Annotated in this window: 11 protein-coding genes; 3 read left to right on the top strand and 8 right to left on the bottom strand. The window is 35.8% G+C overall.

The genetic code is table 11. The features are described 5' to 3' along the window. Positions 1–5: 5 nt before the first annotated feature. Positions 6–905: a DMT family transporter gene (locus ACFSO7_RS05065; protein ID WP_377875880.1), complete on the bottom strand. Its 900-nt coding sequence runs from the start codon at positions 903–905 to the stop codon at positions 6–8. 673 nt (positions 906–1,578) lie between these two features. On the opposite strand from ACFSO7_RS05065, the gene ACFSO7_RS05060 reads away from it, so the two are divergent. The 3 genes from ACFSO7_RS05060 (at position 1,579) to ACFSO7_RS05050 (ending at position 4,177) form a co-directional block, all read left to right on the top strand. Next, complete coding sequence (locus tag ACFSO7_RS05060) at positions 1,579–1,791, top strand: DNA-dependent RNA polymerase subunit epsilon (RefSeq protein ID WP_377875878.1); 213 nt, start codon at positions 1,579–1,581, stop codon at positions 1,789–1,791. A gap of 3 nt (positions 1,792–1,794) precedes the next feature. After that, positions 1,795–3,465 (top strand): ribonuclease J1, encoded by a 1,671-nt coding sequence (gene rnjA, locus ACFSO7_RS05055; protein ID WP_377875876.1) that lies wholly within the window; start codon positions 1,795–1,797, stop codon positions 3,463–3,465. Positions 3,466–3,745: 280 nt separating this feature from the next. After that, positions 3,746–4,177: a cell wall hydrolase gene (locus ACFSO7_RS05050; RefSeq protein WP_377875874.1), complete on the top strand. Its 432-nt coding sequence runs from the start codon at positions 3,746–3,748 to the stop codon at positions 4,175–4,177. A gap of 69 nt (positions 4,178–4,246) precedes the next feature. Here the strand turns inward: ACFSO7_RS05050 and ACFSO7_RS05045 are convergent, their stop codons facing one another. From ACFSO7_RS05045 to ACFSO7_RS05015, 7 genes are all read right to left on the bottom strand, one after another. Continuing rightward, positions 4,247–4,906, bottom strand: coding sequence for a potassium channel family protein (locus tag ACFSO7_RS05045; protein WP_377875873.1), 660 nt, complete (start codon positions 4,904–4,906; stop codon positions 4,247–4,249). A 75-nt stretch (positions 4,907–4,981) separates the two neighbouring features. Further along, positions 4,982–5,908 carry a DUF4349 domain-containing protein gene (locus tag ACFSO7_RS05040; RefSeq protein ID WP_377875871.1) on the bottom strand — a complete coding sequence of 309 codons (927 nt, stop codon included), beginning with the start codon at positions 5,906–5,908 and terminating at the stop codon, positions 4,982–4,984. Between the two features lie 115 nt (positions 5,909–6,023). Beyond that, the gene (locus ACFSO7_RS05035) at positions 6,024–7,844 is read right to left on the bottom strand and encodes an ABC transporter ATP-binding protein (RefSeq protein ID WP_377875869.1); all 1,821 of its coding nucleotides are present in this window, start codon (positions 7,842–7,844) and stop codon (positions 6,024–6,026) included. Between the two features lie 11 nt (positions 7,845–7,855). After that, positions 7,856–9,616, bottom strand: a complete 1,761-nt coding sequence (locus ACFSO7_RS05030) for an ABC transporter ATP-binding protein (RefSeq protein ID WP_377875867.1) — start codon at positions 9,614–9,616, stop codon at positions 7,856–7,858. 170 nt (positions 9,617–9,786) lie between these two features. After that, positions 9,787–10,239 (bottom strand): TlpA family protein disulfide reductase, encoded by a 453-nt coding sequence (locus tag ACFSO7_RS05025; protein WP_377875865.1) that lies wholly within the window; start codon positions 10,237–10,239, stop codon positions 9,787–9,789. 203 nt (positions 10,240–10,442) lie between these two features. After that, positions 10,443–10,991: a peroxiredoxin gene (locus tag ACFSO7_RS05020; RefSeq protein WP_377875863.1), complete on the bottom strand. Its 549-nt coding sequence runs from the start codon at positions 10,989–10,991 to the stop codon at positions 10,443–10,445. Positions 10,992–11,273: 282 nt separating this feature from the next. Beyond that, positions 11,274–12,392, bottom strand: coding sequence for an N-acetyldiaminopimelate deacetylase (locus tag ACFSO7_RS05015; protein ID WP_377875861.1), 1,119 nt, complete (start codon positions 12,390–12,392; stop codon positions 11,274–11,276). Positions 12,393–12,396 lie beyond the last annotated feature (4 nt).

Here is a 12,396-nt window from a genome sequence, read left to right as displayed (position 1 = left end):
AATGCCTATGCAGCAGGTTTTTCCGTATTTTTATCCGCTCTTGTTCGTTTAGATGAAATAAATACGCCAGAAAAGATGATAATAAGACCGATAACCATTGAAGAGTGAATCGCTTCATTCAATAATAATGCCCCCCACATAATCGCAGAAACTGGGGCAAGATATGTAACAAATGAAGCGAATTCCGGACTTCCTTTCGTAACCATATAATAATATAAGAGATATGCAACCCCGGATCCTAAAGCTCCTAAACCGAGTAATAGAAGGATATTTTCGTAATTAGTAAAACCTGTAACCGATTTAGGTGAGGTGATCATCATTAAGAAAAAACTAATAATTGAAGAAATAAATAAAGTGTAAAAAGAAATTTGCATGATCGATAAATCTACTAAGTACCTCTTTGTCATCTGTGAAGCCACTCCGTAACAAAAGGCTGCAGCAGACATAAACATAACACCTGTCATATGACTTTTATTAAAATCGCTTAAACTAAAATCAGATAATAGAAAGATACCCATAAATCCAATAAAAATTCCAAACCATTGATTCTTCTTCAAAACATTCCCAAAAAAAAGAAATCCAATAATTAAAGTCCATATTGGTGTAGTTGCGTTCAAAATAGAAGCTAAACTTGAAGAAATACTTGTTTCACCTGAAGAAATAAAAAACCAAGGTAAGACATTATTAGTTAAAGCTACTAGTAAAATAAATCCCCATGGAAGATTTTTTTTCAAAATTTGATCTTTTCGTATAAAAGCAATAATAATCAAAGTAACTGTCCCAAAGAAACATCTACCAAATACAACTGCAGCAGGGGACAGTTCTTCTAATAAAATTTTTATAAACAAAAATGATGTGCCCCAAATGAGACTTAATGTTAGAAGACTACCATACAACTTTCCCAAACCTATCCCCCCAACCCATATTTCTTACTTTACCAAACATGTAGATGAATTGCTATTTCAATCAACTTATAGAGGAAAAATATTAAAATCCCATAAAATTCCATGTTTCTTTATGAAAAGATCTTATAATTTATCATATAATATTAGAGAGAGAAGGCAGATTCGTACAATTTTCAATTAAATAGCCTCCCCTTCTTTACATTGGACAAGGATTGTTTAAAATAAGAAGTAAGGAGATGATCCACCATGTTAAAGAAGCTAAGAGAAAAGCTTTTAAAACAGTGGAAAGAATTATTACGTAAAAAAACAATTGCATAAGAAAAGCGGAGGCGACTTGCTAGAGCCCCGACAAGCAAGAGACGAGCACTGGCAGAAGGAGTTCTTTGCCTTCTTATAGTGATTGGCTCATGACCTCGAGGTCGACAAGAACGCGTCGTCCTGTCGCTTTGTCGACACTTGTACATCCTGTACATCGGAGCTAGCCGCCATAGCTGGACAATTTTCGAAGATGAGCCCTTCAAACTTGCGAAGGGCTCCTTCCTTATTGTAAATTTAAACAATATAAATTTTTTAGGCAAAATGAGTAATCGGTTCAAAAAATAGAAAACACATGAAATAAATGCTAATTTTTTATATAATAGAAAAAGTTTATATGGAGTAAGGAGCGAAAATGATGATTTTTAAAGTATATTTTCAAGAGTCAATAACACAGGTGCCCGTACGTGAAAACACAAAAATTCTTTATGTTGAGGGAGATTCCCAAAAAGACGTGCGCATCAAATTAGCAGATCGTGGGTATAATATTGAATTTGTCGAAGCGGTTAAAGGTGCTTATTTAGAATACGAAAAACAAAATGAAGATTTTAAAGTATTGGAGATAGGATAATTTATGAAATTTGTTAAAAATGACCAAACAGCGGTATTTGCATTAGGAGGCCTTGGCGAAATCGGGAAAAACACCTATGCGGTCCAATTCCAAGATGAAATTATTATCATTGATGCTGGAATTAAATTTCCCGAGGATGAACTTTTAGGAATCGATTATGTTATTCCTGATTACTCCTACTTAGTAAAAAACGAAGAAAAAATTAAAGGGTTATTCGTAACACATGGCCATGAAGACCATATCGGTGGAATTCCTTATTTGTTAAGAGAAATTAATATCCCTATTTATGGCGGCAAACTAGCGTTAGGCTTTATTCGAAACAAACTTGAAGAGCATGGCCTTTTAAGAAATGCGAAACTAATCGAAATAAAAGAAGAAGATATTATTAAGTTTAGAAAAACATCTGTTTCCTTTTTTAGAACGACTCACAGTATTCCTGATTCTTATGGAATTGTCGTAAAAACTCCAAATGGACAAATTGTTCATACTGGTGATTTTAAATTTGATTTCACTCCTGTCGGTGAACCTGCAAATTTAACGAAAATGGCTGAAATAGGTAAGGATGGAGTTCTTTGTCTCCTTTCAGACAGCACGAATAGTGAAATTCCTAACTTTACCATGTCAGAACGTCGTGTAGGAGAAAGTATTCAAGATATTTTTCGTAAAGTAGAAGGGCGAGTAATATTCGCTACTTTTGCTTCAAATATTCACCGCTTACAACAAGTAGTCGAAGCAGCTGTTCAAAACGGAAGAAAGATTGCAGTCTTTGGAAGAAGCATGGAAGCTGCAATCAACATTGGACAAGATTTAGGATATATTATTGCACCTAAGGATACATTTATCGACGTACATCAGCTTAATCGGTTACCAGCAAACCAAGTAACCATCCTTTGTACAGGAAGCCAAGGTGAAACGATGGCAGCACTTTCTCGTATTGCCAATGGTACACACCGTCAAATACAAATTATTCCTGGTGATACCGTTGTCTTTTCTTCATCGCCGATTCCGGGAAATACGATAAGTGTTAGCCGTACGATTAATATGCTATATAAAGCTGGAGCAGAAGTTATTCATGGACCACTAAGCAATATTCATACTTCAGGACATGGTGGACAAGAAGAGCAAAAACTAATGTTAAGACTTATTAGACCAAAATTCTTTATGCCGATACATGGCGAATATCGCATGCAAAAAATGCATGCTAAATTAGCCGTTGATTGTGGTGTATCCGAAGAAAACTGTTTTATTATGGATAATGGTGAGGTATTAGCTCTATCTGAAGATTCAGCTCAAATTGCAGGTAAAATTCCGTCTGGCGTAGTTTATATCGATGGAAGTGGAATTGGTGATATTGGAAATATCGTCCTACGTGACAGACGTATTCTTTCAGAAGAAGGTTTAGTTGTAGTGGTTGTCAGCATTAATATGAAAGAATCAAAAATTGCATCAGGACCTGATATTATTTCACGGGGATTTGTTTATATGAGAGAATCCGGTGATTTAATCAATGAAGCACAAAATTTAATATCGAAACATTTAAATAAGATCATTGCAGATCGAAAAACGACACAATGGTCAGAAATCAAAAACGAAATCACAGATACTTTAGCTCCATTCCTCTACGAAAAAACAAAGCGTCGCCCAATGATCCTTCCAATTATAATGGAAGTATAATAGAATAGCGGAAGCGCCTTGAACAGCCCCCACAAGCAAATGCTTCGCCACCCAGAAAGTCGTTCTTTTACTTTTTGGGTGGCGAACATTTGAACTCGAGGTCGACAAGAGCGCGACGTCCTGTCGCATTGTCGACACTTGTACATCCTGTACTTCGGGGCTAGGACGCTTGCGCTGGACATCAGAAGAACCTGGATCAAAATTCCAGGTTCTTCTTTTTGTCATTCACCAATACGAATACATCTCAATATGATAATACATAAAATACTGGGGTGATGTCATGGCAATTGTAAAGGCTAACGCGTCAGATATAGATATGTTAGCAAGATTACTTAGAGCAGAAGCAGAAGCAGAAGGTAACCAAGGTATGCTGATGGTAGGAAATGTTGGCATAAATCGACTCAGAGCTAATTGTTCCGATTTTAAAGGGCTTCGAACCATCCCGCAAATGATTCATCAAGAACATGCCTTTGAGGCCGTTACGAAAGGATATTTCTACCAACGTGCAAGAGAAAATGAGAAACGATTGGCCCGTAGAGCGATTAGAGGCGAAAGAATATGGCCTGCCAAATTCAGTCTTTGGTATTTTAGACCAGCAGGGGATTGTCCACCAACATGGTATAATCAACCCCATGTTGGACGTTTCAAACTTCACTGTTTCTACGAACCAACTGGTGAAGAATGTGCAAGCGTTTATAATACGTTTGTTTAAGGCATAAAAAAAGGATACATATGTATGAGCACAGTATCCTTTTTTCAATTTAGTTCATTCAACACTAGATTATTGGATGACCTTTTTTTCAAATCGATTAATATCTGCATCTGCACCAATAACAATAAGAATATCACCTTGCAGAATGATTTCACCTGCTTGTGGAGAGACAAGTATCTCGTCTCCTCGTTTAATTGCTACGATGTTAATTCCATACTTTGCGCGAATATCTAAATCAATTAATGAATGACCATCTAATTTGTTACTAGCAACAATTTCTACAATACTATGTTCATCTGAAAGCTCTAAATAATCTAGAACATTATTCGAGACAATATTATGTGCTATACGTCTTCCCATATCTCTTTCTGGGTGGACGACATGATCAGCACCAATTTTAAGAAGAACCTTCTCATGATAATCATTTTGCGCTTTTACGGTAATATTCTTCACACCTAACTCTTTTAGAATCAGAGTCGTTAATATACTTGATTGAATATCATCACCGATGGCAACTATTACATGATCAAAATTTCGAATTCCTAAACTTTTCAAGACCGTTTCATCTGTTGTATCCCCTACAACTGCATGAGAGGCAATCATAGCATATTGATTCACACGTTCCTCGTTATTATCAATGGCCATTACTTCCATTCCTTGTTCAGCAAGCGCCCGACAAATACTTCCACCAAAGCGCCCTAAACCAATTACAGCAAATTCCTTTTTCACAAAAAGTACCTCCAGCATATGGGTGCATAAATTCTGCCTTCATCTTAGCATTTTTATAATGAAATGGGAAGAATTCTACTGATCTTCATCACGGTGTATGGAATGGTTTACATCAGTAGGTCGTTTCATGTACCTCTTCATAATAAAATATAAAATGAATAGAATTGCAGTAATGAATAGTAATACGGGAAGATTCCCAATTATAAAAACAAAAAGACCTGAAAAAGCACTTAAAAGGAAATTTGTACTTGTCACAAATTGTTTTTTAGTTTTTTCCCAAGTATCCAATTCTCCTTTTTCAATTTTTGGTATAATGACATTTTCTTCATAAAGATTAATCGTAATCGTTGAATAGGAGGTTTGATTTTCAAGATATTTCATTCGACCTAAAACTTTCTCAATTTCTTCTTGAACAACACCTAAATCATTTGAAATCCGTAATAAATCTTCTGTCTTCTGAGCCTTTTTCATAAAATCAAGTAATCTTTCCTCTACGACACGCTTAGAACGCAAACGAGATTCTAAATCTACATATTCTTCCGTAACATCTTCCCCATTTACATTTCTTTCAATTACTTCCTCTGCCATTCCTTCAGCATCTTGAAGAAACTGTCCGAAGTGCTCTCCAGGTATTCTTAAAGTGATCGTCCCACTCATTTGCTTGCCGTCACTTCGATATACATTTGATTGAACAACGAAGCCGCCTAAGTTTTTAGCTTTTATCTCTAATTCTTGCTGGGCTTTTTCATAATTTTTCACTCGCAAGCGGACATCTGCTTTATAAATAACCATCCGTTCCACACTCTTCTTCGTTTCAGCAGAAACTGACTTTGACTTTTGTTCCGAACTTCCACCCATCGAAAGGGAATTTTCCATTTCACTAGTTGCCTGATCCAAAGCACTTCCCAAATCGGATTTTGCACTCTCTTTGCTATCGCTACTACAAGCCGCTAGTAATAAAATAAAGATAAAGGATACTAATGTCTTACACCATTTTTTCAAAAACTTCACCCCATTATATATCTTTTAATAACTGACGTTTTTACTTAATAAAAGTTTCAAAATTTTAGCAAATAATGAAAGGCGTGTGGTTATATGACCACACGCCTTTCATTATTTAGCTAGCACTCGATACTTGGTACTGAGCTTTGACAAGATGATAATATTCACCCTGTATATCCATTAATTGCTGATGATTTCCCTGCTCGATAATATGACCATGATCAAGGACAAAGATGTTATCTGCTTCCCTTATCGTCGATAATCGATGGGCAATAATAATAGCTGTTCGCCCCGATAATAATGTTTTTAAGGCATGCTGTATCTTCAATTCTGTTTCAGTGTCAATACTTGCGGTCGCTTCATCTAAAATCAAAATCCTAGGGTTAGCAAGGAGCGATCTCGCAAAAGACAATAATTGTCTTTCACCTACGGATAAAACATTTCCTCTTTCCTCTACTTCTGTTAAATAACCGTTTGAAAGCTTCTCAATGAATGTATTAGCACCTACCGCTTCCGCAGCTTTCATGACCTCATCGTCAGTCGCGTCAGGTTTTCCAAAACGGATATTTTCCATTATTGTACCAGAGAAAATAAACGTATCCTGAAGAACAACACTTATTTGGTTACGGAGACTTTTCAGTGAAATATCCTTTATATTATAGCCATCAATTCTCACTAAACCACCTGTAGCATCATAAAAACGACTGATCAAATTCGCAATTGTTGTTTTTCCTGACCCAGTATGTCCAACTAAAGCTATTGTTTCTCCAGATTGAATTTCTAAATCAATTCCATTTAGTGCTGTTCGTTTTGTGTCATATGAGAATTCTACTTTTTCAAACTTTATATGACCCTTTAATTCATTGATTTGAATCGCATTTACTTTCTCCGCTACTAAAGGCTTTTCATCCAAGAACTCAAATATTCTCTCCGAAGAGGCCATCCCCATTAGCAGCTGATTATATACTTGACCGAGTCGTGAAATTGGCTCCCAGAACATTCCTAAATAAAAGGCAAATGAAACAAATTCCCCAATCGTGAGAGTTGTGTTCTGAATCAGGCTTGCACCATACCATATAAGGACGGCTGTACCTAGTGCATTCGTCAATTCAACTAGAGGTCTAAACATTGCATTTTTCTTTGAGGCAATTCTCCAGCTTTCATATGTTTCAAAGTTTACTCCTTCAAAAAAGGACATATTCTCTTTTTCTTGGGTGAACGATTGCGTTACACGAATCCCTTGAATACTTTCATTTAAATGAGAGTTCATCTTTGCTTGCTTTAAACGGACAAGCTGCCAAGCACGTCGAATATTTTTCCTTAGGCTAGTCGAAATAAAAAACATGATTGGTAAGATGACAAGAACAGCTAGCGTTAAAGCAGGGCTCAACGTAAATAATATAATAATAATCCCAATTAACAAGACAATGTCCATCAAAAGGTTAATAACCCCATTTGTAAACAATTCTTGTAGAGAGTTAATATCATTCATAATCCGCACGAGAATCGAACCTGCAGAACGCTGATCGAAAAAGCGATGGGATAAATTTTGCACATGCGTAAATAAATGCTTGCGCAAATCATAGATCACACTTTGCCCAAGTTCATTCATCCATTTTATTCGAAAAATATTTGCCAAATATGATGTAAGATAAAGTCCACCCACTGTGCAAACTAAAATGGTTAAAAGATTAGTATCTTTTTTAATGAGAGCATTATCAAATATATATACTCCGATTAAAATCGGTATGGTTAGTCGCACTAGGGTTGAAATAATAACCATGGCAATGGATAAAGGCAGCAATCTCTTTCGATACGGCTTCATATAACTAAATAATCGAGTCATTTGCTTCCAGTTAAAGGGTTGATCTATGACTTGATCAGTGGAATAATGAAATCGTTTCAAAACATTTTCATTAATTTTTTTCTTCTGCATCGTAGCACCTCCTAAGCTAACCCTGATTGGGTTGGCAAAATGACCGTTTGATCTTTATATTGAATGTCATAAATTCTTTGATATAATCCTTGATTTTGAACAAGTGTACTGTGAACTCCACGTTCAACAATTCGTCCTTCTTCTAATACTAATATTTCATCAGCATGTTTTAATGATGAAATTCGATGGGCAATAATAAAGGTAGTTCTCCCCTTCATTACTTCCTTCAATGCTTTTTGGATTTTAAATTCAGTTTCCATATCAACTGCACTTGTTGCATCGTCTAGAATTAAAATACTAGGGTCAACACAAATCGCTCTCGCTATCGCTATTCTCTGCTTTTGACCACCAGATAGTCCCATTCCTCTTTCACCTAACACGGTCTCATAACCATCAGGGAGCTCCATAATAAAGTCATGGGCTTGAGCTCGTTTCGCCGCATCGATAATTTCTTCCATAGTTGCATCTGGTCTTCCGTAAGAAATATTTGACCTGATCGTAGATGAAAACAAGAAGGATTCTTGAAGGACAAATCCAATATTTCTTCTTAAAGAATGCAAAGAATATTCATTAACATTTCGTCCGTCGATATAAACTTCTCCATTAATCGGTTCATAAAATCGAGTCATTAATTGGGTTAAGCTCGTTTTCCCCGAACCAGTAGAACCAATAAGACCAATTACTTTTCCTTGATGGGCTTTAAATGAGATATTATAGAGAGCATCTTTGGATTCTGCATCATAACGCAAAGTCACATTATTAAATTCTACTTCTCCTCGAAGCTTTTCGATTTCAAGTGAATGTTCACCTTCTGAAATTTCTTTTTCTTCTTCTAAAACTTCAAGAAGCCTCTCTCCTGATGCTTTTGCTTGTGAAAATAAATTAATGACAAATCCTAAGTTTACAATTGGCCAGATGATATACCAAACAAGACTATAAAAAGCAACAAGTTCCCCTGGCTTTAATTGCCCATCGATAACTAGAAAGCCTCCATAAGCTAATAAAAAGACAACACTCATATTCCCTAAAAACTCCATTAACGGGAAAAATTTAGCCCACACCTTTGAAGCTGTTAAATAGTTTTCTTTATAATCACCGTTCGAATCATTAAATTTACCAATTTCAAAATCTTCTCTTGATAAAGATTTAACTGTATTAATTCCACTAATATTTTCTTGAACATTTGTATTTAAACGACCAAATGACTTTCTAATTCCCCTAAACGCAGCATGAGCCGCTTTTTCAAACTTAAAAACAACGATTGCTAAAAATGGTAATGTCACTAACGTCACTAATGTTAAAGGAATCGAATAATAGAACATGACTACAACACTTATCGCTATTAAAATAACTAATCTCACTAGCTCGGAAATACCGAATGACAGAAAGAATCGAAACCCTTCGACATCTGCTGTTAATCTGGACATGAGATCTCCGGTTTTTGCGTTATCATAATAACGAAAAGGTAAAAATTGAAGCTTTTCATATAAGGAATTCCGCAATTTATAAACGGCTTTGATCCCAAATAAATCTCCGTAATATTGGTTTATGTATGTTGCTACCCCTTTTATCGCCATCAGGACAATAAATCCAATCGCTAAATATGGAACCCAGCTATACTTTTTATTTAGAACAACTTCGTCAATGGTCAACTGCAAAATGATTGGATACACAACAGTAATTGCAGTGACAAGCAATAGAAACGCAATCGACCAGAAAAAATATTTCACATATGGCCAATAGTATGATTTCAGTTTTTTAAACGTATTCATGATGACCCTCCCTTTGTTAGAACTTTGAAAATTTTTAAAATTTAGAACGTAAATATAAATATATCGAGTTTCGAAGTATTTTTCCAGTCTTTTGTATTATTTTTTTCAAAAAATTAAAATAGATTGAAAAATAAAAAAACAACAACCCAAAGGATTGCTGTTTCATTTATTTAAGCTTTTTCCATTTCATCAAGAACACGGTTTACACGTTTTTCTAACATTTTCATGCCGCTTCCACCTGCTTGGAAATGGCGAAGATTTCCGTCTTTATCAAATACATAATACGCAGGAACATATTGATTTTCAAAGGCCTCTGTTAATTTATGATCGTTGTCAACGAAAATGGGTTGTATGATACCATGTTCAGCAGCACTTTTTTTAATTTCTTCCATATTTAAATCTTCCTCAGACCTAGGCATATGGACAGCCACAACATTTAATTTATCTTTATATTGATCACGGAATTGATTGACTTGTGGCATTGCTTCTTTACATAAATAACAACTGACTGACCAAAAATGGATTAAGGTTGGCTTTTCTCCAACTAATTGTTCCTTTGTAACTTCTCCATTTAACCATTCTGTTGCACCGGTAAGTTCTGGCATTGGTTCCCGTAATTTCATCTATCTCTCTCCTCTCATTTACATAATCATCACGGTTTAAGAAAAGCGTAAGGCGCCCGATTATCGGCGACAAGCAAATGCTTCTCCACCCAGAAAGTCGTTCTTTGACGTTTTGATGGAGAACATTTGACCTCGAGCCGATGGCGCCTGGAGCTGACAACTTTGAAAAAGACCTAACACCATCGTTAGGTCTAAAATGACTTTTACACTTTTAATGTAGCTTGTCCAGGTTTCCAGTTAGCTGGGCATAAGCCACCTGTTTGAAGCGCTTGTAACACACGTAATGTTTCATCTACATCACGGCCAATATTATTATGATTGACAACAGAGTACATTAATTCACCTTCAGGGCTGATGATGAATAATCCACGAAGAGCAATCCCTTCCTCTTCAATTAACACACCATATTCACGGGAAACGGTATGATTTGTATCTGCAGCTAATGAATAGTTTAAATCGCCAAGACCATTTTCTTTACGGTCTGTTTTGATCCAAGCAAGATGAGTATGAATTGTATCAGTTGATACGCCAATCACATCAGCATCTAAATCTTCGAACTCATCGAATCGATCTGACATCGCAGTAATTTCAGTCGGGCATACGAAAGTAAAGTCCATTGGATAAAAGAAAAGGACAGTCCACTTACCATTTTTCATATTTTCTTCTAAGCTTACTTTACCAAATTCCTTGTTAGATAATACTGCGTCCATTTCGAAACGTGGTGCTTGTTTACCTACCATACGTTCTGGCATGTCTAATCCCTCCAATTAAATAATTAAAAGTCATATGTACTCTCATTTGTTTTCCTTCGACAATTTCCATTATAGGGAATACCCTCTTTTTAGTCAATATTAAGTAATAATAATTTTAATTAAGATCACATTATTCAACTTAAAGATAAGATTCCCTTACATGTTTTGCCCTTATTCTAAATGAAATACAAGCCCTGGAAATATTTCCATATGCATATTAAGTGTAACATTTCTATCTTAAAGAATAAAATAATCTGCCTATTTACTACATAAAAATGACAATTATCGAGCTTGATGGGATAAATAGTCCGTTATGAAAGTAATGGCTTTCTCAATCGCTATCTCATTAGGATTTAGCTTCGAATGGTGAAGTCCATATTCAGAAGCCACCCCGAGCCAAAACATAAATCCAGGAATCTCCTCGAGCATATATCCAAAGTCTTCTCCTGTCATAGCTTCTTTACATTCAAATAAGGTCATTTGATCGCTTTTCTCGATAAATTCCATAAATTCTCTTGTTAATTCTTCGTGATTATAAACTTGATGGTACATGCATCCGAAATCAATCGTTGTCTCACATTCAAAGCCTACTTCAATTCCCTTTACGATTGCTTTCACACGTTTTTTTACTTTTTTCATCGACTCAACTGAAAGAGTTCGGATTGTTCCTTCTATTCGTGCACGCTCTGCAATAATATTTTGCACAGTTCCCCCTGAAATTTTACCAATTGTAATAACGGCACTATCAAGTGGATCAACATTTCTAGAAATGACAGTTTGTAGTTGGGAAACTAAGGAACAAGCTGCAACCACCATATCATTTGTTTTATGTGGATATGCCGCATGTCCACCTTTTCCTTTCAAATCAATAAATAGTTCTGAAGTATTGGCAAATAAGAGGCCTTCTTTTACAGCAATTGTTCCTACAGGATATTCTGGTGCGATATGAAGAGCCATGATCATATCAGGCTTCCATGCCTTCATTATATCACTCTTTAGCATCGGTTCTGCGCCACCAGGTCCTTCTTCAGCTGGTTGGAAAATAAATAACAAGTCATCTTTCATCGGATGATGAACAAAATAAGTTAATACTCCTAACGCAATACTCATATGAAAATCATGGCCACACGCATGCATTCTACCTTCATGAACGGATTGGAAGTCCAAATCCGTTTCTTCTACAATCGGAAGTCCATCAATATCAGCACGGTACCCAATGGTTTTGCTCGGATTTAAGCCATGTACTTTCACGAAAAGTCCTGTTTCCCATTTCTTAATCGTTAGTCGGTCTTCAGTAAATTGAGAAAGATAATTCAATAAATAAGCTTGAGTTTTAATTTCTTTAAATCCTAGTTCAGGTATTTGATGTAATTCTCTTCGAATCTTTACAAAAGGATTCATTTTA

The sequence above is a fragment of the Bacillus sp. CGMCC 1.16607 genome (assembly GCF_042683745.1).
Lineage (GTDB): Bacteria > Bacillota > Bacilli > Bacillales > Cytobacillaceae > Pseudoneobacillus.
This window is presented reverse-complemented; position numbering and strand designations above follow the sequence as displayed.

Coding starts and splice junctions, on each gene's coding strand:
- ACFSO7_RS05060 (WP_377875878.1), top strand. CDS start 1,579: ATGATTTTTAAAGTATATTTTCAAGAGTCAATAACACAGGTGCCCGTA.
- rnjA (WP_377875876.1), top strand. CDS start 1,795: ATGAAATTTGTTAAAAATGACCAAACAGCGGTATTTGCATTAGGAGGC.
- ACFSO7_RS05050 (WP_377875874.1), top strand. CDS start 3,746: ATGGCAATTGTAAAGGCTAACGCGTCAGATATAGATATGTTAGCAAGA.
- ACFSO7_RS05035 (WP_377875869.1), bottom strand. CDS start 7,844: ATGCAGAAGAAAAAAATTAATGAAAATGTTTTGAAACGATTTCATTAT.
- ACFSO7_RS05030 (WP_377875867.1), bottom strand. CDS start 9,616: ATGAATACGTTTAAAAAACTGAAATCATACTATTGGCCATATGTGAAA.
- ACFSO7_RS05025 (WP_377875865.1), bottom strand. CDS start 10,239: ATGAAATTACGGGAACCAATGCCAGAACTTACCGGTGCAACAGAATGG.
- ACFSO7_RS05020 (WP_377875863.1), bottom strand. CDS start 10,991: ATGCCAGAACGTATGGTAGGTAAACAAGCACCACGTTTCGAAATGGAC.
- ACFSO7_RS05015 (WP_377875861.1), bottom strand. CDS start 12,392: ATGAATCCTTTTGTAAAGATTCGAAGAGAATTACATCAAATACCTGAA.